22 protein-coding genes and 2 pseudogenes are annotated in these 21522 nt (G+C 60.6%); 4 read left to right on the forward strand and 20 right to left on the reverse strand.

Annotated features, from left to right (window positions below):
* Positions 1 to 32 precede the first annotated feature (32 nt).
* The 5 genes and pseudogenes from FHX60_RS22375 to FHX60_RS22395 form a co-directional block, all read right to left on the reverse strand.
* The gene (locus tag FHX60_RS22375; RefSeq protein ID WP_183284666.1) at positions 33 to 263 is read right to left on the reverse strand and encodes a DUF1484 family protein; all 231 of its coding nucleotides are present in this window, start codon (positions 261 to 263) and stop codon (positions 33 to 35) included.
* Between the two features lie 408 nt (positions 264 to 671).
* Complete coding sequence (locus tag FHX60_RS22380) at positions 672 to 2132, reverse strand: FAD-binding oxidoreductase (RefSeq protein ID WP_260164432.1); 1461 nt, start codon at positions 2130 to 2132, stop codon at positions 672 to 674.
* 409 nt (positions 2133 to 2541) lie between these two features.
* A complete protein-coding gene (locus FHX60_RS22385) occupies positions 2542 to 2886 on the reverse strand; it encodes a hypothetical protein (RefSeq protein ID WP_220091228.1) in 345 nt (114 codons plus the stop codon).
* 1105 nt (positions 2887 to 3991) lie between these two features.
* Positions 3992 to 4115 (reverse strand): annotated as a pseudogene (locus tag FHX60_RS22390) (IS5/IS1182 family transposase); the annotation flags it as partial.
* Positions 4103 to 4735: a TetR/AcrR family transcriptional regulator gene (locus tag FHX60_RS22395; RefSeq protein WP_183284667.1), complete on the reverse strand. Its 633-nt coding sequence runs from the start codon at positions 4733 to 4735 to the stop codon at positions 4103 to 4105. The gene FHX60_RS22395 and the pseudogene FHX60_RS22390, both read right to left, overlap by 13 nt.
* Before the next feature lie 150 nt (positions 4736 to 4885).
* Here FHX60_RS22395 and FHX60_RS22400 point away from each other — a divergent pair, with 150 nt between their 5' ends.
* Entirely contained in the window at positions 4886 to 5779 is an 894-nt protein-coding gene (locus FHX60_RS22400) for an NAD(P)/FAD-dependent oxidoreductase (RefSeq protein WP_183284668.1), read from the forward strand.
* A 97-nt stretch (positions 5780 to 5876) separates the two neighbouring features.
* A complete protein-coding gene (locus tag FHX60_RS22405; RefSeq protein ID WP_183284669.1) occupies positions 5877 to 6740 on the forward strand; it encodes a class I SAM-dependent methyltransferase in 864 nt (287 codons plus the stop codon).
* A 281-nt stretch (positions 6741 to 7021) separates the two neighbouring features.
* Here FHX60_RS22405 and arsH read toward each other — a convergent pair whose 3' ends face one another.
* The 10 genes from arsH to FHX60_RS22455 all read right to left on the reverse strand — a co-directional run bounded on the left by arsH (position 7022) and on the right by FHX60_RS22455 (position 13240).
* The gene (gene arsH / locus FHX60_RS22410) at positions 7022 to 7786 is read right to left on the reverse strand and encodes an arsenical resistance protein ArsH (RefSeq protein WP_183284670.1); all 765 of its coding nucleotides are present in this window, start codon (positions 7784 to 7786) and stop codon (positions 7022 to 7024) included.
* Positions 7783 to 8205 carry an arsenate reductase (glutaredoxin) gene (gene arsC, locus FHX60_RS22415; protein ID WP_183284671.1) on the reverse strand — a complete coding sequence of 141 codons (423 nt, stop codon included), beginning with the start codon at positions 8203 to 8205 and terminating at the stop codon, positions 7783 to 7785. Before arsC ends, arsH begins: the two co-directional genes overlap by 4 nt.
* Positions 8206 to 8233: 28 nt before the next feature.
* Positions 8234 to 8938, reverse strand: a complete 705-nt coding sequence (locus tag FHX60_RS22420) for an aquaporin (protein ID WP_183284672.1) — start codon at positions 8936 to 8938, stop codon at positions 8234 to 8236.
* Between the two features lie 4 nt (positions 8939 to 8942).
* A complete protein-coding gene (locus FHX60_RS22425; protein WP_092310705.1) occupies positions 8943 to 9437 on the reverse strand; it encodes an arsenate reductase ArsC in 495 nt (164 codons plus the stop codon).
* A 42-nt stretch (positions 9438 to 9479) separates the two neighbouring features.
* Positions 9480 to 9974, reverse strand: a complete 495-nt coding sequence (locus tag FHX60_RS22430; protein WP_183284673.1) for an arsenate reductase ArsC — start codon at positions 9972 to 9974, stop codon at positions 9480 to 9482.
* A gap of 9 nt (positions 9975 to 9983) precedes the next feature.
* Complete coding sequence (locus FHX60_RS22435) at positions 9984 to 10466, reverse strand: ArsI/CadI family heavy metal resistance metalloenzyme (protein ID WP_183284674.1); 483 nt, start codon at positions 10464 to 10466, stop codon at positions 9984 to 9986.
* Positions 10463 to 10798: an ArsR/SmtB family transcription factor gene (locus tag FHX60_RS22440; protein WP_112776499.1), complete on the reverse strand. Its 336-nt coding sequence runs from the start codon at positions 10796 to 10798 to the stop codon at positions 10463 to 10465. Before FHX60_RS22440 ends, FHX60_RS22435 begins: the two co-directional genes overlap by 4 nt.
* 400 nt (positions 10799 to 11198) lie before the next feature.
* Positions 11199 to 11429, reverse strand: a complete 231-nt coding sequence (locus FHX60_RS22445; RefSeq protein WP_183284675.1) for a hypothetical protein — start codon at positions 11427 to 11429, stop codon at positions 11199 to 11201.
* A 442-nt stretch (positions 11430 to 11871) separates the two neighbouring features.
* Positions 11872 to 12930 carry a VWA domain-containing protein gene (locus tag FHX60_RS22450; protein ID WP_112776500.1) on the reverse strand — a complete coding sequence of 353 codons (1059 nt, stop codon included), beginning with the start codon at positions 12928 to 12930 and terminating at the stop codon, positions 11872 to 11874.
* A gap of 133 nt (positions 12931 to 13063) precedes the next feature.
* Positions 13064 to 13240: a hypothetical protein gene (locus FHX60_RS22455; protein ID WP_165835164.1), complete on the reverse strand. Its 177-nt coding sequence runs from the start codon at positions 13238 to 13240 to the stop codon at positions 13064 to 13066.
* Positions 13241 to 13402: 162 nt separating this feature from the next.
* On the opposite strand from FHX60_RS22455, the pseudogene FHX60_RS22460 reads away from it, so the two are divergent.
* Positions 13403 to 13699: pseudogene (locus FHX60_RS22460) on the forward strand (c-type cytochrome); the annotation flags it as partial.
* A gap of 299 nt (positions 13700 to 13998) precedes the next feature.
* Positions 13999 to 15570, forward strand: coding sequence for an MFS transporter (locus tag FHX60_RS22465; RefSeq protein WP_183284676.1), 1572 nt, complete (start codon positions 13999 to 14001; stop codon positions 15568 to 15570).
* Between the two features lie 220 nt (positions 15571 to 15790).
* Here the strand turns inward: FHX60_RS22465 and FHX60_RS22470 are convergent, their stop codons facing one another.
* The 5 genes from FHX60_RS22470 to FHX60_RS22490 form a co-directional block, all read right to left on the reverse strand.
* Positions 15791 to 16486, reverse strand: coding sequence for a Bug family tripartite tricarboxylate transporter substrate binding protein (locus tag FHX60_RS22470; RefSeq protein ID WP_375790546.1), 696 nt, complete (start codon positions 16484 to 16486; stop codon positions 15791 to 15793).
* Between the two features lie 240 nt (positions 16487 to 16726).
* Positions 16727 to 18253: a DUF1254 domain-containing protein gene (locus FHX60_RS22475; protein ID WP_258396937.1), complete on the reverse strand. Its 1527-nt coding sequence runs from the start codon at positions 18251 to 18253 to the stop codon at positions 16727 to 16729.
* A gap of 305 nt (positions 18254 to 18558) precedes the next feature.
* Positions 18559 to 19086 carry a hypothetical protein gene (locus FHX60_RS22480; protein WP_260164444.1) on the reverse strand — a complete coding sequence of 176 codons (528 nt, stop codon included), beginning with the start codon at positions 19084 to 19086 and terminating at the stop codon, positions 18559 to 18561.
* 63 nt (positions 19087 to 19149) lie between these two features.
* Positions 19150 to 19296, reverse strand: coding sequence for a hypothetical protein (locus FHX60_RS22485; RefSeq protein ID WP_181487020.1), 147 nt, complete (start codon positions 19294 to 19296; stop codon positions 19150 to 19152).
* A gap of 917 nt (positions 19297 to 20213) precedes the next feature.
* On the reverse strand, positions 20214 to 21497 hold the full coding sequence (locus FHX60_RS22490) for an epoxide hydrolase family protein (RefSeq protein ID WP_375790549.1): 1284 nt from the start codon (positions 21495 to 21497) through the stop codon (positions 20214 to 20216).
* Positions 21498 to 21522 lie beyond the last annotated feature (25 nt).

Raw genomic sequence — 21522 nt, forward strand, 5'->3', positions numbered from 1 at the left:
CCGCGGCAGGGGCAAAGCCGGATAGCCAGGTGTCATAACGACTCAGTCTCAGGTTGCAACGCCTCTGCCATCTGGTCCACCTGCATTTTGATCATCGCCAGCAGGCAATGAACGCCGTGGCATCCCTCGGACCGTTCGCTTTCCACTTCCAGCAGTGACAGCACGCTACCCAGCCCGGCCTGGATTCGGTCGAGCGATTCAAGGGTTTCCGCCGGAATGCCGACGAAGATGGTTTCGTGCTGGGGATGGGGTTTCTCTTGCATTGCGTTCTCCTGAAAAAGGTGGGAGACCCGCCTGATGCAAACAGAAGAGGGTGGCGGGCCTGACAGCGGGGGTCGAAATACCGGATCACCAACGAAGCCCGGCCAGCCTGACGGCTGCCCCGCCCGGCCCGCCGTAGTGGAACGACGCGCGCGTGCGTGTGGGGATGGTCGCCTGAGCGACCATCCGTTGATGATATGCGGGTTTCGACTCCCGATCACCGTTGTTTCGGTGATGGGCTCAGTTTTGCCTTTTCGGTGGGGGATGGGGATCAGACGATTCGCAATATTGGTGCGCTTCGTCAGGCGACGTTCGTTAGGGCTACCGGGCGGCAGCTACCGACCCGTTAGAGCCGCTCGGGCAAAGCTTACAACTGTCTGTTCCGCGCTTGGCACGAGACGGAACTCACGCTACCCAGGGTTGTACTTATCCCACAGCTTGTTGCGAAATCGGTTACCCGGATCCACTTGCGCCTTGAGTTCAAAGAAGCGCGGCGCATTGGGATAGGCGCGCGCAAATTGCTCGGGCGTCGCATGCAGTTGATACGGCAGGTAATAGGTGCCCCCGAGCGAAAGCGCGGCATCGATGAGCTCGCGTGTCCACGTGCCGACTTTCTCGCGATCCTTCGCGGACACCCGCTGCCAGTAATAAAGTACGAATGAAAAAACCTCTTCGCGCGCCCAGCTCAGCAAGCAGGCATGGTCGGCGGGCGCGTGGCGAATGGAAATGTTGACGGAGTGCGCTCGATGCGTCTGCAGTATGGCGGCCATGCGCGATACAAAGGCATCAAACTGAGCTATTGGTACAAAATACTCCTGAAGAGCGTAGGTGCTGTTTCCGGTGGCAATCGGTCCGAGCGACGCGACATCCAGGCTCGCTTCGTAATTGCGCCTCACGACTGCCCGGCTGAGGTAGCGCAGCGGGTCTACGACGTCCCTTCGCAGCGACTGACCACTAGGGAGCCTGGCTACGCCCCACATGATGGCCTGGTCGAACTTGTACGATTGCCCCGGCGGGACTAGCCGCTCAGAGACGGTCAGGGCCTTGTCGCTTCTGAGCCAGGTGACGGACGTGGCTTGGCCGAAGTCAGGTGGTACCAAATCGGCGTTGTGCAAGACAGCCAGATTGTTGCCGCGTACTTGATCGTTGAAAAAGCTGGGGTAGTGGGCAACCGGCATGCGGTTTACCTCACGTTCCATGATGACATTCGGCGCAAGGTCCAATTCGGCCTCAGTAATGATCCCGAGTCCACCATAGCCACCGATGGCAGCGTGGAACAGGTCGGCGTTGGTGTCGCGGGACGCGTTTACCACCGAGCCATCGGCGAGCACAAGCTGCAGGGCTCGCACCGAGTTGATCACGGGGCCGGCGCCGACGTAGCGCCCATGGGCATTGACCGACAGCGCGCCACCGACCGTGAAGTTGGCGTAGCTCTGCATGATTTTCACTGAAAGGTCATGCGGGTCTATCACCGACTGAAGGTCGCGCCAGCGTATGCCGGTTTGCACACGCACGACCCGGTTCTGTGGCGAGTAATAAAGCACTCGATTGAACTGACGCATGTCGAGGTGCAGACTATGTTCTGTGACAATTTGTCCGCCCATGCTGTAGCGCCCGCCTCCGATGCAGACCGGGCCGTCCCATGTGGCAAGCGCTTGCCGAATCTCGTCCGTCGTCCGCGGAGCAAGCAATCGGTCTACCCAAACAGGGTTGAGGAGGCTGACGTCGTTGACGAGGACGTCTGATGGCACAGCCCACGACAGCCACGGTCGCACCGTAGTGGCAGCGACCCCTGCCATGCCCGCCGTTAGCAACCGCCGGCGCGTGAGATTGTGCGGTGCGTCTGACGCGGGTTCTGAGTCTGTGTTCATTTGCCCGTTCTCCTGTCTGCGTCGCGCGGCGGCCTTTAGGGTGTCTCACCGAAAGCGGGCATGGTATTCCGGCAAGCATAACTGAACACGACGGATAGAAATTAGATTGCTCCGGCGGTAAGTACGAGCCGTGGCGATCCTTTAATTCAATCGTCTGCTACTGCAACGATGTGAACGGGAGACTGGGCCGACGAGGCGCCGCTGGCGGTATCCGCATAGATGGCGGCTCGCCCTTGGTAAGCAGACCTTTGCCAGCCGAATATGGCGGTCTGCGCATGGCCCGATCCCGTCGTCAGCGGCACTTGCTGCGTGCCGCGTGGTGCAGCGGCGGCTACCGACCCAAAGCGGTCATCCAGAGGTCTCGGTAGCCATGGCTGATATTTGCCGGGGACGGCCTGTCGCGACATGGCTACCGAGTTGGACAGATCTCCGCTTTCCAGTCGAGCAGCAATTCGGCGACGCGCTTGGAATGCTCCGGGCTTGCTTCCAGGCCCATCCGCGCAGTCGCAACGTCGTCCAAGTATGCCGAGAGGGCTAATGCATTAGCCCCCTCCTGTAGTAGGGCAAACACCTTAGGCAAATACGCTTGGTATTCGTCGCGTGCCGCCGGACTGTACGCGACGCCAACGGGGTCCCAGACGTAGTACAGAATTTCATCCACTCTTTTGTACAACTCCAGTTCGATGTCTGCTAACTTATGCCCCATAACGCTTTTTCCTTTTTTCCACGAAGGTACGGCAATTGTAATGAACAAGGTGTTGCCGTCGACTGACCGTTACTAGCAGGGAAGCGAGCGAAACTAGTCGGTAAGGCTATGGCAGTGATTGGCCGGCAAGGGGCGTCAGACTTCGAAGGGCCTTATATGGCATTCAATTGAGGATAGAAGTCCAAATTCTGGCCTAGCTGCAGATGTTGTACGTTCTGATCCTCTTTCCAATTGGGTCATACTCGAAGACGACGGTCACACCCTCGGCGTCCCCATCTTCTCCCCATAGGGACGCCCCCAAGGCCGATGGCGGCGGCACCAGGACTATAATCTCAGCCGGCTGCAATGTCGGAAGGTTCGGCCATTCAGACGAAAATTCTTTGTAAGAAACCACTCGCATACCCGTTAACTCTAGGAAGACCTTCGGGAATTCGTTAGGGTAGTTCTCATATGGCCAGTCGTCGGATGATTTGTTCTGATCCGAAGAGACGATTCTAATTTCGGACCCGGGGCAGAGGTGATACTCCAGTTTGCAGCAGTCAAAGCGGAATCCGTAGATCAGCACGAGGTCAGAATGTTCTCTCTCGCCCTTTGGCAACAGCCCAACATCGGTGCCATCTAACTTCGCCACCTGGTGTAGTGGAGCGGGACCATGACCTATGCCTGAAAGTTTTCCTGAAATGGGGCCGCCAAAATAGGACGAGGTCTCTCGCTTGGTGCCGGAGTAGCGATAGGCCTTTCCAGAGTGGAAAATATGTAGCAGTGGTGCTGACATACGTGGCGTTACTCACTAGTTGTTTGAGAACGACCATTGATGGCTGCCGTCACACATTAACAGCGGCCCGCCGGCTTGTGCGTGCGTTGGGAAACACAGGCAACCCGCGATGCGGCTCAGCATGCGATGGCCTGGCACATAAGGCGACGTGCATAGTCGCCTTCGAAGGGCGGTTTTGTGTTGTACAACGGACTTCCGGACGTCCTAGAAAAGGTGCGGCTGAACGACGCCTTATGGCCGATCCCGGTCGTCAGCGGCACTTGCTGCGTACCGCGTGGTGCAGCGGCGGCTACCGACCCTTCTCTGTCGGGGCCGCAGTAGCGGCCGCTATCGTGTGTAAAGCGGCCTTTGCCTACCCCGCGCGGACGGCTTTTGCGCTCATGCAATGGCCTTGCCCATCAGTCGTCCACGCATCATCCATAGGTTGCTCAGGGCGAGCGAACAGCGCATGCACCTGCTGCGTGTTTTTCATCGGCCGCGATGGCATCTTTAGATGCCATCGTGCGCGGCGATGAACATGGCGACGGCCGACCGGCAATAGGATTCGATTTCGTTGTCGTCCTCTGCTCTCGCCTCGTCGAAGCGGGCGATAAGCAAAAGATCGGATCCTTTGAAAAGCGCGGCAAACAAGCGGGCGGACTGGCGAGCATCGGGTACGTTCAGAATCGCTTTCGCGTGCAACTGACGCAACACCGTCTCGATTTGGGCGATGACATGGGCGGGCCCTGCTTCGTAATGGAGCTTGCTTAACGACTTTTGGTTCGTCTTGTCGGCCAAAACCATGGCTTCGACACTGCGGACGTCCGGGCTCAACAGCGTGCGAAGCAGGGATGACCCCACCGCCATGAGCTGATCTTCGGCCGAACCGTCGACGCCTTCAAAAAGAGTCTGCGGTGCAAACTGCTCGCAGCGTGCCGTCATGGCCGCGCTGAACAGCGCCTCCTTGTTCTCGAAGTGCCGATAGATGCTTAGCTTGGATATCTTCGCCCGCTGGGCGACCTTGTCCATGGTCGTCGCTTGAAAACCCAGTTCCACGAAGAGTTCGCAGGCGGTGTCGACTATCGTTTGGCGAAGCGCCTCGTTGGCGGGCCGACCGCGCCGGCTTTGGCTGTTTTCGGTCACGTCAATTCCAGTACTTGACAGTATTCAAATTCTTGTACTCCGATACCACGGAGTATCGTAAATGTGCAAGCCAAGGGTACCGCTTATCTCCGGACGTTCTTGCGCACTAGGCCCAGTCACTTCTCCATCTACAACACGGAGCCCAGCACCATGAATGACGTCATCATCATCGGCGGCAGCTTTGCCGGCCTCGCCGCCGCCCTGCAGCTCGGCCGTGCCCGCCGCGAAGTCACCGTTCTCGATACCGGCCGGCCGCGCAACCGCTTTGCCGGCCACTCGCATGGCCTGCTCGGCCACGATCACAAGCCGCCGATGGACATCCTAGTCGAGGCGCGGCAGCAGCTCGCGCGCTATCCAACGATCAGCCTGGTTAATGCTCGGGCCGAGAGCGTGTCTGGCGCCATCGGCGATTTCTGCGTCGTCACTGACGATAACGAAAGCCTTGGGGCGCGCCGCCTGATCCTGAGCTATGGCATCGCCGACCAGATGCCTGATGTTCCGGGCTTTGCCGAAAGCTGGGGCACATCCATCGTGCCCTGCCCCTATTGCGACGGTTTTGAAGTCGCCGGCCAGCATTGGGGCCTCGTCTGGTCCGGCCCACAGTCGCACCAGTCTGCCAGGCTGTTCCGCGATTGGACTGACAAGTTGACTGTCTTCGCCGATGGTCATGACATTGCGGCCGATATCCAGGCCGATCTGGCGCGCCGCAACATACCTGTCGTCGATGGCCGGATCGTCGAGATCGCCCATCACAAGGGCCATATCACCACGGTCAATCTCGATACCCGCCGCAATGTCGCGGTCGACGTCCTGTTCGCCCATCCGCGCAACCAACCGTCAGCAAGCCTGCATGAATCATTGGGCCTTGCCACGGTCGATACGCCCACTGGCATCGTCCTCAAAGTCGACGAGCGCCGCCAAACCAGCATCCCCGGCATCTACGCCGCTGGCGACCTCGCCACGCCCTTCTTGCCCTCGGTCACCCAGGCATCATCGCAGGGCGCGATGGCCGGTATCTTCGCCCAGCAGTCGATGGTTGCTTGAGAGCACAGACTCCTTTCTTCCGTTTGCGTCGTCGCCTTCGAAAAGGTTGGCGTAGATCGGCGCGGTGAAGGACGAATCGTCGAGTCAAGGAGATGACATGGCAGAGCAAAGTGCCGATCAGGTCGGTGACTGGAACGGTCAAAGCGGGGAGCGCTGGGTTGCCAACCAGGCCCGGCTCGACGCTATGGTGGCGGTGTTCGGCCAGGCCGCGATGGAAGCCGCCGCGCCTGCGACGGGTGAGCGCGTGCTGGACATCGGCTGCGGCGCGGGCGCGTCGAGTCTGGCTCTCGCAGCCCGCGTCGGCGCAGGGGGCCAAGTGCTGGGCGTGGATATATCCGAACCGCTGATCGGCCGGGCGCGCGCGCTTGCGCAGCGTGATACGCCGGCCCTGTTTCAGGTGGCCGACGCCAGCAGCGCAGAGCTGCCCGAGGCCGCGTTCGACATCCTGTTCTCGCGTTTCGGGGTGATGTTCTTCGACGATCCGATAGCGGCGTTCGCCCACATGCGACGCGCGCTCCGGCCCGGCGGGCGGGTCGCTTTCGTCTGCTGGCGCGGCGCGGCCGAGAACGATTGGGTGCGCCTGCCGATGGGCGCGCTCAAGGGCATCGTCCCGCCGAGCGCGCTGCCCGATCCCGAAGCGCCCGGGCCGTTTTCCTTCGGCGACCCGGGGCGCGTGGCACGCATCCTGACGGCGGCTGGCTTCACCGATATTGCTATCGACCCCTTCGACGCTGCCGTCCCGTTCGGCGAGGGCGGGACGCGGGACGCTGCGATCGACGACGCGGTGAAGATGACACTCGAGGTCGGCCCGTTGTCGCGTGCGCTCGCTGATCAGCCCGACGACATCCGCGCCCGCGCCTCGGCCGCAGTTCGTGCCGCCTTCGCAGGGCTCCCTGGCGAGCGGTCGGTGATGATCAACGGCGCGGCGTGGATCGTCATGGCACGCAATCCGGTAAGCTGACAGGGATTAAACAGGGGGACGCCCCCGCTCGGTGGAGTGGGGCGTTTTTGGCCGGCCAAATTGATGTCCCTGCAAGCTTGGAAGCCACCATTAGTGAGCTAGAGGCTCGATGGCACGGTACAGGCCGCTTTTGGCCGGTCTCCGACCCGCTGGCCATTTGGGGCCGGACTCTGCAGCGCCAGAAGAGACTTCCGACCCGTCTCTGCCGTCCAGCGACTCAACGCCGAACTGCCGGAGTGGCAATCACGCCGGTGCGTGGCTCCATCGCCATCCCTTTATTGTTATTCGACTTCGCCGCTATCGGTATCGCCAACTTCAGCGTCCTTCTCGTGGCGCATCGCCGCGGCGCTCAAGGCGGCCACTTCCGCTGGCGCGGCGTCCTTGCGCTCGCTGTAGCGGTCCGTCAGGTAGTCACTGCGATCTCGCACCAGCAGCGTGAACTTGTACAGTTCCTCCATGACGTCGACCACGCGGTCATAGTAGGACGATGGCTTCATGCGGCCATTCGCGTCAAATTCCTGGTATGCCTTGGCGACTGACGACTGGTTCGGGATCGTCACCATGCGCATCCATCGCCCAAGCACGCGCAGTGCATTTACCGCGTTGAAGGATTGAGAGCCACCGCAGACTTGCATCACAGCGAGCGTGCGTCCCTGTGTCGGCCGAATGCTGCCCATTTCCAACGGTAGCCAGTCGATCTGGTTCTTGAAGACTGCAGTTAGCGTTCCGTGTCGCTCGGGGCTGCACCACACCTGGCCTTCAGACCACTGCGAGAGCTTGCGCAACTCGACCACCTTGGGATGGTCCGCCGGAACACTGTCGCACATTGGCAGGCCATGTGGATCGAACACGCGGGTCTGCGCGCCGAAATGCTGCAGTATCCGTTCGGCTTCGTGCACGAGCAGGCGGCTGTATGATGACTCTCGCAGCGACCCATAGAGCAGCAAGATACGTGGCGGATGCGTGCTGATCCGTGGCGGCTCCAGCTTGGTCAGGTCCGGTGTGTCGAGCACTGCGGAGACGACATTGGGCAAGTCCACGGTCATTCGACCCTCCGGCCTTGTGCGTCGACGACGATCTCGCCATCCTCTTTGGAAAATGCGCGTTGCTGTGGCGAAGGCAAAATCTCGAGCACGACTTCCGAGGGCCGGCACAGCCGTACGCCAAGCTCCGTTTTGACAAACGGCCGGTTGATCAGGATCGGCTGAGCCAGCATCGCATCGAGTAATTGATCATCGCTCAACGCCGGATCGGAGAGACCCAGTTCGCTGAACGGTGTGCCCTTCTCGCGGATGGCCTGGCGAACCGTGATCCGGGCTTGGCGGATCATGTCCTGCAATTCGGCGCGAGAGGGAGGGTTGGTCAGGTATTCGATGACTAGTGGCTCGATTCCGGCATTGCGGATCATCGCCAGCGTGTTGCGGGATGTGCCGCACTCAGGATTGTGGTAGATGGTGATGGACATAGTGTTTCTCGGGTGCTCTGCCTCAGAATCAGTCGACCTGATGCTCGCCAGAAGACTCAATCACATTGGGATGATCACGGCGCACGCGGCGTGGCTCGAGCATCCGATGCAGCATGAGTCCGATCGCGGCACCTGCGCATTGAGCCAGCACGAATCCCGGTACGCTGCCCGGTGCAATACCGGCGAAGCTGTCGCTGAACATCCGCCCAAACGCCGCCGCCGGATTGGCAAACGACGTGGACGCGGTGAACCAGTAGGCAGCACCGATATACGCCGCCACCATGGCGGAAGCCCGACCGTTCGGTGCGCGCAGGATCACCAGAAGGAGACCGGCGGTTGCAACGGTCTCTGCAATCCATTGCCCCGGACCACTACGGACCTTGGCGGAGAACTGCAGGATTGTCATGTCGAACATGGCATGAGCCAGCCACGCTCCCAGGACCGCGCCGATAAGTTGTGCGGCGATATACGGAACCAGTGCGGCGCCAGGCAGTTCTCCTTGCACCACCATGACCGAACTGACCACCGGGTTGAAATGGGCGCCGCTGATCGGACCGAAGACTTCAATCAGGATGTAAAGGCCACCGACGGTTGCCGCCGTATTGGCCAGGAGTGCCACAGCGACATTGCCGCCTGCAAGCCGCTCGGCCATGATGCCCGAGCCGATGACGATGGCAAGCAGCAGGGCGGTTCCAAGCGTTTCGGCGGCCAATCTGTTGCGTAAATCGATCATGGCCTCAACTCTTCGAGATACGGTCGAGGTGCTCCCGCAACTCGGCGTTGCTCATCGAGTCCAGCGGCAGCATCAGCAGTTGCATCATCCGATAGCCAATGGCCTGCCGCGTCAACTCGAAGGCTTGGCGCTTCCCTTCATCACCGCCTGGCGCATTGGAGGGATCGACATATCCCCAATGCACCTTGACTGGGCTTCCCGGCCAGTACGGGCATTCTTCGGCCGCCGCGCTGTCACAGACAGTGATGACAATGCGCATCTCAGGGGCACCGTCGCCAGTGAACTCATCCCAGCTCTTGCTGCGATAACCGCTGACGTCGACGCCGGCGTTGCCAAGCGCCTCGATGGCTAACGGGTTGATCCGTCCGCTGGGGGCGCTTCCGGCACTATAGGCGCGCACGTCTCGGCCGAATTGTTGGGCCAGATGGTTCAACATCCCTTCGCTTAGCACGCTGCGGGCTGAATTATGGGTACAGAGGATCAATACGTTCGTCGTCATGGGGCGCTGCGAAACAAGAATGAAGGCGGATTGGAAAACGTGTCAGCGCTTTCCGATGTCCTGGACAGCCTTCTGAAGCGCGACTGCGTCCAGCTTGGAAAAAGGCAATGACAGGAATAGTTCGATACGGCGCTTGAGCGAAATGGTTGCGTCGTTGATGGCCTGCTGCTTCTGGGCTTCCGTTCCCTCGCAGGCAGCCGGATCGGGGACGCCCCAATGCGCTGTCATGGGCTGGCCAGGCCACACGGGGCAGACCTCACCTGCTGCCTTGTCACATACCGTGAAGACGAAATCGAGTTGTGGCGCACCGTCCTGCGAGAATTCATCCCAGCTCTTGCTGCGAAAAGCCGTTGTATCCAGTCCGTGTCGCGCCAGCGCCGCCAACGCCAGCGGATTTACCACGCCGGTCGGATGGCTACCGGCGGAATACGCCCGGAAGCGCCCCTTGCCCAGATGGTTCATCAGCCCTTCCGACAAAATCGAACGTGCCGAATTGCCGGTGCAGATGAACAGCACATTGTAGGTTTTATCGCTCATGGAGCACCATTAGCAGCAGGAGGACTTCGAGTTGACCGCAATGCCGAGCGGCTTGCCCTTCGGAGCATGAGGGACGCAACAGGCCGATTCCTGACCAGACGCGTCGGCTTTTCGGGATTCGCCGTACACCGCCACATTGCCGAGGGTGTGAAAGTGCTCCCATGCAATGCCTTGCGGATCCGTGACCCAGTACTTCTCGCTTCGCGCATAGCAGCAGGTGGTTTCGCCCTCGTCGAGCAGCGCCATGTCGGCGGTTTCGGCGCGCTGCTTCAGTTCGGCCAACTCGCCTGCATCGTCTGTTTGAAACCCGAGATGGTCGACGCCGGTCTCCGCACCGCGCGCCGAAATCGCGAAATTCACGCGAGGATCCTCCAGCATCCATTTCGCGTAGTCTTCTTTCACGACAGTGGGTTCGGCTGCGAAGAGGGCCGAGTAATAGCGGATGTTCGCGGTCAGGTCGGCGACGCTGACGTGGACATGGAAGCGTTTCATGATTTTGGCTCGGAGGCGACGGAGCAGTTGGACACAGGAGAGCACGGATTGCCGCTGCAGCAGTTCTCCGTGAGATAACCCAGCAATGCGTTCATAGTCTCGAACCGAGCCGTATAGATGATGGAGCGTCCAACCTGGCGGCTGGAAAGCAGGCCCGCGCGGTGCAATTCTTTGAGGTGGAAGGACAGCGAGGACGCCGGCATGTCCATCAGTTCGGCGACGCGGCCAGCCGGCAGTCCTTGCGGACCGGCCTGGACCAGCATCCTGAACACGGATAAGCGGATCGAATGAGCGAGCGCGGCAAGCGCTTCAAGGGCGTGATCGGTTTCCATGATTCGAATATAGTCGAATCATGGAAGTCTAAGAAGTGAATTCTTTATGACAAGTATGAGGCGACGTGTGATTTTGTCGCCGCATTACGCGGTAGAGTGGCAATGGCCGGTGAGTGGCAGAGACTCGGCCGAATGCGGTCGTTGCGCGACCGTTTCCCCGATGGCAGAAGTTGGCCGGCAAGCGACCGCTCGCCGGCCGTGATGTCATCAAACTTCGGTCTGCTCCGCCATCTCAAGAGCGTCGTCGACCTCGATGCCAAGATACCAATTTATGACCATAGCGGACGTCTGCGTCAGGTTGTTGTTTTGCTGGAGCGCTTGAAGAGGTGAAGGACCTCGTTTTGTTCGTTCCCGACGATAACTGTCCAGCCCAGCAAAGTCCCCTTGTTACACAGAGCCATTAGTTGAGGGCGCGCATTCCAGCCGAGCCAAGTTTTGCAAGCATCTTCAGATTCTCCCATCGTCCTCTTGGTCGCTGGGATTCAAGAAGTGGTCGGCCGCCTTCCTGCATTGGGCTACATTTTCCCCCTTGCATGACAATGAATTCTTGATTGCGCGCGAAAAGGCCGACACACGTTTCTAAGAAATCAGCATCTTCATAATGCACGCTGAACTCGGCACTGGCTTTCACGTTAGCTCCAGGAACTAGGCGCTCCTGATTGTCATCGCAACAAACTTCGGCCATGGTGGTGGAGAGCGGACGCCTATCGACCGGCGATGCCGAAGACGAGCATCGATATCATCGACCGTGCCTCAGCCGCCATGGTGCGACCCTACTTGCAATGACTTTGAATAACGTGTCGGACATTGCGACGACGTGAGTTCGAGGGCGGTTCATCCAAGCGGCATACTGCGGCGACCTGCCGCTCCCCAGCCCCTCCAGAAGCGCCGTCGAACCGGGCGTGGAACTCGGGCCTGGATCTGGTCTGACAGGGCGGCCGATACCTGTTCGGGTGCTGATTGAGGCCCATGGCGCCTAAAGTTCTGGCAAGGCAGCCGTTTGGTCGCGACACCCGCCATCAGCCCGCTGCGCCAGCGCATGATTGAAGACATGCGGATGTGCAAGCCCCAGTTCACCGCCGGAACCACAGCAGCGACAGACCGCAGGCCGCGACCAGCAGTGGGACCGAGGCCGCTGCCAGCAAGGCACTGATCTCGATTTCCTTGCGCTCCAGCGCGAAACGGGCGCTCAGTTGGCGATACACCTGCGTCAGGTCCGCAGCCGAGCCAGCCTGGAAGTACTCGCCGTCAGTGAGCGTCGCGACCTCGCGCAACGTGGGTTCATCCAGGGAGTCAGAGAGGCTCGACACTGCCGCACCCTCGTCCCGCGGCGTACCAAAGCCCACGGTATAGACGCGCACACCGCGCTGGGCGGCCATGCGCGCGGCGTCCAGAGGGTCCGGACCAGTGGTGCGGCGACCATCGCTGAGCAGGATCACTGCACCGTGCCGATAAGAACCGGGCTGCGCCGACGGCTGCTCCTGCTCGCGCTTGCGGACGGCCGCCGCCGCGGCGGCCTCTGTCCGGGATCTGCCGCCGGGCCCGGGTGCGAGTGACTCGCCGCTGAAGAGGATTGCTTCCAGGTCGATGCCATCGTCGGGGAACAACACCGCCAGCGCCTGGATCAATCCGCTGCCGGTCGCCGTGCCGTGCTGGAGTTGGAAGCGATCGATCGCGTCGAGCATGTCGTGCCGGTTGTCGGTGGGGGACAGCACCACGGTCGCCGTAGCGGCAAAAGAGACAATGCCCAGGCGCACGCTGGCCGGCAGGCCGACGATGAGATCCCGCGCAGCCTGCTGGGCGGCGCTGATCCGGGCGGGCGCGACATCGGTCGCCGCCATGCTGCGGGAGGTATCCATGGCCAGTACCAATGTGACAGTGTCGGTCGGCAGCGTGATGGTCGCGATAGGACGGGCGCAAGCCAGCAGGGCTGCGCCCAGCGCGAGCAGGAAGAGTAGCGGCGGGATGTGACGCCGCAGTCGTTGATTGCGACCCAGCACGGCGCGCGGCAGCGCAAGACTGGCATACAACAGGGCGATTTTCTTGCGCCGCGCAATCAGGTACAGGTAAGCGGCTGCCAGCAGGGGAAGCGAGAGCAGCAGCCAGAGCATTTGCGGCCAGAGAAACTGCATGCCCTGCTCCTTGGCGTGTGGTAAGCCGACGGTACTGCATTTTCCATGTCGGGACGGGACCTCGAGGGCTGCGATGAGATGGGGAGAGCCCGGTTCACGCCTGTAGTTTAGCTACGGCGTACCGGGCTGCTGCCTATGGCGTGAGGACGACGCTGCGGAATTGCTTGCGGGCGGGCGGCACATCCTTGCACACGCGCTTGCCGTACCGCACGTCGCCGTCGTCAGAGAGGATGCGGACAGCCGTCGTGCCCGACAGCTCAAACAGGCCCTCGGGCTTCACATCGGCGATGGCGTCCGTACCGAATGCCACGGGCGTATCCGTGCCGGCGCCAGATCACCGGTACAGCGCAAACGTCCCATCGTCGGCCACCGGCCCGGCGGCGATCACGTATTCCTTGCCCACCCGCTCGATTCCGTGCCCGGTCTGCTAACCCTGCCCTGTGCCCGCCCACCCCGATTAGCAGCGGACGACGACGGGCCTCCATCCTCCAACTGGCGCGAGCGGCTACCGAACGGCCGGATGCCGGCACCCCCGCATGATGCTTTCGGCCATACCTGGCATCATCCCGACGCCGTGCTGTTCGCGATTACCAAGAATGGGCTGGTAGCCGGGGTGACGGCTCCGGAGGGGTATGTCAGCGATATGCCGGCATTCGGGCAATTGCTGTCCGACCAAGACATCGTCGCGGTGCTGGCGTATATCAAAAGTACCTGGCCTCGGAAAATGGCTGCGGCGCAGCGGGAAGTTACGGAAGCGCAAGGCCGTTGATGCCCGTCGGCAGGGCAGCGATGGGCTGGACGTGGGAAGCGGGGTCTCGGCCACAGGTTGGTCAAGGCTGCAGGTGCACTTGGTCGGTTGCTGTGATGTGCTTGTCGATCGGCCGAGATCACTCGACTGTTGCCACTCGGTCTAGAAAGGAGATGACCGGAAACGGCGCGCAAGACCTGACGACGTTTCGTAAGCTAGCCAAGCGATGGATCAGACAAGCGGAGCCGGTTCCTTTCGGGCCACTGCATCGTCTGCATCGGATGTGAACATGCGGCTGCCCCTTTCACCAACACTTTCCCATGACCCTCGTCCGCCTTCCCAAAAACATACTTGCGCTAGCTGCGGTCTGCCTGACCTCGCTGATGTTTGGTCTCGAAATATCCAGTGTCCCGACGGCCCTCTCGACCATTGAGAATGTGCTGAACGCCGATTTCAGCCAGATTCAATGGATCATGAACGCCTATACACTTGCCTGCACCACGGTGCTGATGGCGACTGGGGCGCTGGCGGACCGCTTCGGACGCAAGCGCATTTATGTGGCCAGCATCGTGCTGTTCGGGCTCACGTCCCTGGGCTGCGGGCTCGCGCAAAGCGCGCCGGTCCTGATCGCCAGTCGGTTTCTTCAGGGAATTGCCGGCGGCGCCATGCTGATCTGTCAAGTGGCAGTGCTTTCGCATCAATTCCCGGAAGGGACGGAACGCAGCAAGGCATTCGGCGCCTGGGGAATCATCTTCGGCATTGGCCTTGGCTTTGGTCCGATTATCGGCGGCCTGATCGTCGCAGTTGCCAACTGGCAGTGGGTCTTCCTGGTTCATTCGCCGGTTGCTATCGTTGCACTGGCTCTGGTCCTGGCCGGCGTACAGGAATCCTGCGACCCAAATGCGCAACATCTGGACGTTCTTGGCATCCTGACTCTTTCCGTGTCGTGTTTCGGGCTCGTCTACTTCATCACGCAAGGCCCGGATCTCGGATATTCCAGTCCCACCGCATTGAGTATCGTCTCCGCGACGGCATTGAGCTTCATTGCATTTGTCTTTGTCGAGATGCGCAGCTCTCGACCCATGTTCGACTTTTCGGTGTTCCAGATCCGCTCGTTCTCAGGCGCGCTGTTCGGATCAATCGGCATGAACTTCAGCTACTGGCCGTTCATGATCTACCTGCCGATCTATTTTCAGGACGCCCTTGGCTATACGAGCGTGACCGCCGGACTGTCGCTGCTCGCCTATACGGTACCGACGCTTGTCGTGCCACCGGTTGCAGAGCGACTTGCATTCAGGTTTGAGGCGCGCAGGGTCATTCCGCTCGGCATGTTCACCATCGGCCTTGGCTTCCTGCTGATGATGTTTGGCGCACGCGCGGAGGACGCTAGTTGGCTCACAATGCTGCCGGGTTGCCTGTTGTGCGGGACGGGGCTGGGCCTGACCAATACACCGGTCACCAATACAGCCATGGGTTCAGTCTCGCCAAACCGCGCAGGCATGGCGTCGGGTATTGATATGAGCGCGAGACTGATCAGCCTGGCGATCAATATCGCGCTGATGGGCCTTATTCTTCTCGAGGGCGTGCATGCTTATCTCACGCGCGCACTTCCCGGTCTTCTAGAAACCTCGTCGCTTCGTTTGCTCGCAGCACAGGTAGCCGCAGGCAATATCGGGCATCTGGCGCAGAGCGGTGCTGAAATTGCGGCAGTCGACCCGCACGGTGTGATCGTTCATGAGGCTCTCGTACACGGCTTCGGGTTCGTGATGCTGTACGGGGCGATCGGTGCGTGGGCTTTCGCCCTGCTCAGTGTCGCAGTGTTTGACGCTGGCACGCGCGCACATCGCCAGGCACCTGCAGTGGATAACGGTTTCCGCCATCCCAGCCCGTAGAGCAATCATCGGAGCGGAGAAGGTTAGCGGCTCACCAGCAAGTTCAAACTTCACTTGCCCGCAAAGGCAGGCCCCCTGGTACGACGACGCTCGCCGATTCATTTGGAGTCAAAGACTTACATGAATAGTGGTTCCGCGCATCGCTCATCCTGCAGAGGCTGGTCAACCCAAATCCCTCGCGTCGCTGACGACAGACCGGCATTCACCGGCCTGCGCGGCCTTAATCAGCCGTGATGTTGTTGGCCTTCACCACCTCGCCCCACATCTTGTAGTGGGTGCGCGTCAGCGTTGCGAGCTGCTCGGGCGTGCCGCCACCGGGCTCGTCGCCGCGGTCGACGATGCTCTTGACGACGGCCGGGTCCTTCAACGCCGTATTCAAGGCGCCGTTGGCTTTCTTGACGATGTCAGGGCTCAGGCCCGGCGGTCCGTACAGGCCAATGAAAGAGATGATGGTGAAGTCCTTGATGCCGCTCTCGGTGGCCGTTGGCACGTCCGGGATCATGGCCACGCGCTTGGGTCCCGTGACCATCAGCGGCCGCAACTGGCCCGACTTGATGAAAGGCGCGACGACCGAGGTGGCATCGAACATCGCATCCAGGCGTCCGGCCATCAGGTCGACCATAGCCGGGCTGTTGCCCTTGTAGGGCACATGGTTCATCTTCGGACCGCCCATGCGCTCGCGCAGCAGTTCCATCGTGACATGCGGCAATGCGCCGGTACCGCCCGAGCCATAGTCGACGGTCTTGCCCGACTTGTCGCGCGCCTTGACCTCCTCGACGAACTGCGCGTAAGTCTTGATGGGCGAACTGGCGGGCACGACGAGGACCAGAGGCGACTGCAGCATCACGCCTATCGGCGTCAGCTTCTGCGGATCGACGATGCCAAGCTTGGTATAGACATGCGGCATGATCGTCATCGAGCCGTTGCCTACCAGCAGCTTGTTCCCGTCGGGCGCCGCCGGCGCAGCCTGCACTACGGTGGCCGTCGAACGACGCCTAATGGCCGATCTCGGTCGTCAGCGGCCCTTGCTGCGTGCCGCGTGGCGTAGTGGCAGCGACCGACCCTTCTCCGCCATACAGTTCCGCGGACGAAGGCGCATGATCGCGGTAAAACTAGATACCTTTGAACGTAGAAGACTGTCTGCAAGGGCGGCCAGCTACCCAATCCGCTGGATGTCCGGCAGCTTCCAGGTCTTATCGAACCAGGGTTGCAGCGGGCCATACAGACGGAAAATCGTAAACCAACTCTTGCCCGGCACTGTCTGCACCCAGTTTGCAGCATTAGCCGGGCGTCTGGGACTGAAGTAGACGTCCACACTGCCATCCGAGTTCGCTTTCGGGCTCGTCTGGCTGGAAAGACTTGGGAAGCGCTGGTCCGTTTGCAGCATTGAGCGCGTCTGTGTGTCGTACAGGACAACGGACCAAAAATCCTTGACCGGAACGTTGGGAGGCACTCGCAGCCGATAAGTTTTTGCGCCATCGAATGCCTGGCCGTTCGCATCCAAATTGGCCGAAGCGTATTGTGATCCAACCCCCGGCATGGCCACGGCCATTGCCGGGGTGTTCACCGTGGCGGCATAGAAGAACATGGTTCGCGCGTCGAAGTTGCGCGCGCCACCCTTAGTCAGCCATTCGTAGCTGCCGCCGATGAACGGTGTATTCCAGTGGGCATCCGGATAGATCTTCGCTTCCTTGGCCCGGCTGCGAAAATCAATCGAACGGGCAATGGCGTTCCCGGTGGCGACTGCGTCGGTGAGGATTTTCTTCATGCGGGCATCGGGCGCAAAAGGCTGGCCCTTGACCAGTCCGATGGCATTAAAGATGCCCATCATGTCGGGACCGTACGAATCCTCGGGTTCTTCCTGGATGATCTGGTCAACCTCAGAAAAGAAGCTGAAATCGTTGGCGTGCACCGTATTCATTTCCCGGCCAGAAAGCTCGACGAATTTTGGCGCGTGCGGCCGGCCAGCCTCGGTCAGCGGGTAGACGCGCATATGCTGCCGGATGCTGTCCACTGCTGCCTGGGTCGACCCGTCCTTCATAAAGCCGCGACCCAGCACCAGGTTGCCGTAGGTCGGGGATTTGAAGGTGAAATAGCCGTCCGGCACGGTGCCCTCGTAGTCTGGCGGCAGAATCAGGTACTTCCCGCCCTTGCCCTTGTCAGGGCCGGCATTGCCCAGGTCGGCAACATAGCGGAACCAGAAGTCATTGACTACGCCCAGCACGTTGGGCGGACTCTCGATGACGATGGGCCCGTTCCTGAGGTCAACCCAGGTTGCGTAGTAAATGCTTTCGGTATTGGCCGTCAGGTACAGTGACTTGGAGTCCATCAGGTCCTGAAAGATGCCGATGGTCCCGTCGACTGCGCCGACGGCGCGACTGCCCGTGCGCAGGCCCACCATGGAGGCGCCGGGAATACCGTTGAGAAAAGCTTCGATGCCGCGGCTGAAATCCAGCTGATCATAGACCTTGGATGCGGTGTCCGCTGTTGGCACGCCATCGAAGAAGCGAAGCGTGCCGATACGTGTTTCCACGTTGTCCGGCGTGGTGATCTGCGGCGGGATAGGCGTCGTCATTTTGTACTGGTGCTGCTCAGCCTGGGTGGCCATGGCCACGCACCCAAGCATGGCGGCCAGTGCAGTTCTCTTCAGTGTCATTGTGCTGCTGCGCAGGCTGTTCGACATGAACTACTCCTTGCTCAAATATTTCAAGCTTGCCGGACTTCAGGTTTTGTCCGAAATGTTTGCTGGGCTTTCATAATGCAGGAGACCCCCGACATGCCCATCTTGGGAAAACATCGCTAGCAAAGCGGCGGTTACCTTCCGAAAGTAATATTAAGGCCCGCCAGAATCGTCCACTTAGGTGTGCCGTGCCGTGGTGCGCAACCGAGTATTGGGGCTCGACGAACAGATTCATGATGGTTTTGCCCTCCCTCCAGACCCTGCCACCTCCTAAACCGATTGGCATATAGAACGTGTCGTTCTGCAGGTCAAAGCTCCAGATACCTGTTGACCGTACATACCAGCCGTTGGGAAGGTTGAAGATGCCGACCACCACTGCCGCTAAGCCTGACTGCCATTTTTCCTGTCCCCAACTCTTTGTCGGTAGCTGTGGGAATGGTTAGCAGGGGCCCGACGCCGATCTCAGCTCCCCCAATTCTGTTCAGCAGGAAAATATCGAAGATGTTGATGTCACCCAGGCCAGTGGTATAGCTGCCATCTGCCTGTGGCCGGGTACTGATCGGAACGGTGGCTCGCAGAATCTGCGGTACCCCGATCAACCTGCTGGGCAACATCGGCAGCGTGCCGCGCAGAAGAAAATCATTGGTGTGGGCATTGATGCCGTAGAGGTTGGGGCTATAGGAATTCTGGATGTTCAAGCCGGGTGCTGGGTTGAGCGGGTTATTGCTCTGATTCGCGTCGCTAGCACTGGCCTGCGAATAGGCTGCCAGCGGAGTGAGACTAAGCTGCGCCATCAGCAGTACGCGGACAATGCGGTGGCGGAGACTCATAATCAAGGGCCTGGTTCTCAGACAAAAATGCGCTTGTCACTTAATATTTATGCCGCTGCATGTTATCGATCATCCATCGGGAATCTTCCCTTTAGCAATTGAAAGATTTTGCGTCGCGAAGAAAAAAAAATCGTCGAAGGCGACTTCGGCGCCCGATAGCATCTGCACGGCAGTTCGACGGGCATAGCTTCCCGCAGTCACATTGGATGCGCTCATGCGGCATTTTTTTGCCGTTCAAGAAGGGAAGGCACTAAGCCAGCCCCTTCCGGAAATTCTTAAAACCGCCTGAAAGAATGTCTACTTCACGAGATATCGAGCGCACGCGAAAATGCCACCCGCTGCGGGCCGAGGCTCGGGTCGAGGCCGAACGGAGGCCGCCGCCCCGCATGTGCCAATTTGGTGCATGCGAACGCGAGCGCTTGCGCGGTCCACACACGCAAGACGACACATCGGCCGATTCGAGCGCTCTTTGCCATAGCGGCCGCTAACCTTGTCATGGCTGTTGCGCCTGTCGAGGCGACTGGGGGCGCATTTGGCCGCCGATCACCGGCACCAATGTCACGGCTGCGGGAGTCTAGGCCGACGAGGCTCCGCTGGCGGTATCTGCATAGATGGCGGCTCGCCCTTGGTAAGCGGACCTTGCCAGCCGAATATGCCGGTCTGCTCATGGCCGATCCTGGTCCTCAGCGGAACTTGCTGCGTGCCGCGTGGGTGGAGCGGCAGCTACCGACCCATGTGAGACACTGACTGGCATCCCGTGGCGCAGGGAAGCCGGGCGTGGAACTGGCGCTCTGGCGCGCGGACGACGGCGCCGTGACAGCCTGAAGCGAACATGGCGGAGTCCATCCGGACATACTGGGAAGCTTGTCACTCGAGCAGTTTCTTGCGGCACGGCACCTCCGAATCAGCAGCCAGCATGGCGCGGTGAAAAAAGCCGTCGATGAAATATCCGAGCAGCACAGGCACGAGGCAAGACGGCGGTCGTCGTGCCTCATTTCCTGCTCGCCTATAAGCTGGTCGCGGAATCCAACTTGATCGGAACGATTGCGGAGCTTACGGCATAGGCTACTGTGCGCACACAGTAGCCTACGCAACCGCGCTCGGAACGCACGGCATCCGGGTTGCAGAGAGGCCTAGCGCACAGTCTTGAAGGCCGCGCGCAGTTCCTCGGCGAACAGTTGCGGTTGCTCCCATGCCGCGAAATGCCCGCCCTTGGACACCTGGTTGTAGTAGTAGAGCGACGGGTAGGCCTGCTTGCTCCAGGTTTCGGGCGCACGGTAGATCTCATGCGGGAACACTGTAATCGCTACCGGCACCTTGATGTCGCGCGTTTTCTGGGCTTCGGCGCTGAAGTTATTGTTGTTGTTCTCCCAGTAGAACCGAGACGACGATGCGCCGGTGTTCGTCAGCCAGTACAGCGTGATGTCGTTCAGGATCGCGTCGCGCGTCAGCACGCGCTCGGGCACGCCGTCACTGTCGCTCCACTGGGCGATCTTTTCGTATGTCCATGCGGCCAGGCCCGACGGAGAGTCCGACAACGAATAACCGATGGTCTGCGGACGCGTGACCATCATCGCGCCGTATGCGGCATTGCGGCCGAAGAACGTGCTCAGCGATTGGTAGGCATCGCGTTCAGCGGGCGTCAGTTCCGTCGGCGCCGGGTCGCCGGCCAGGATCGACTTCATGAGACCGCCGGGCACGGTGGCAGGCATGTTGAGGTGGATCGCACGCAGGCCCGCCGGTGCCTGACGGGCGAGGGCGTCGGAGATGACCGAGCCGTGATCGCCGCCTTGCGATACGTAGTGCGTATAGCCGAGGCGCTTCATCAGGACATCCCATGCGCGGGCGGTGCGGTCGGGGTTCCAGCCGAGCTCTGTGGGCCGGCCCGAGAAACCATAGCCGGGAATCGACGGGATGATGACGTCGAACGCGTCCTCCGCCTTGCCGCCATATTTCTCGGGATCAGTCAGCGGCCCGATCGTATTGACGAACTCAAAGATGGAACCGGGCCAGCCGTGCGTCAGGATCACGGGCAAGGCGTTGGGGTTGCGAGAACGCACGTGGATGAAGTGGATATCGACGCCATCGATCTTCGTGACGAACTGCGGCAGCGCATTGAGTTGTGCCTCGGCCTTGCGCCAGTCGTACTTGGTGCCCCAGTAGCGGACCAGTTCCCGGACTTGCGTGGTCTGAATGCCCTGCGAATCGTCGTTGACGATTTCCTTGTCGGGCCAGCGCGTGGCGGCGATGCGCTTGCGCAGGTCGTTCAGCTGGGCCTGCGGTACGTGGGCCTTGAAGGGGCGGATGCTGTCGTCGGCGTTGGTGGATTTTTCGGCCACCGCTTTCGGGGCGGCATCGACCGCCCTGGCGGGTTGTACGTATCCGGCAAAGGCGAGCGATGCGGTAGCGGCCGCGATAGCGAACGGGAAGCGTGGGAGGCTG

It is taken from the genome of Cupriavidus alkaliphilus, assembly GCF_014191175.1.
Lineage (GTDB): Bacteria > Pseudomonadota > Gammaproteobacteria > Burkholderiales > Burkholderiaceae > Cupriavidus > Cupriavidus alkaliphilus.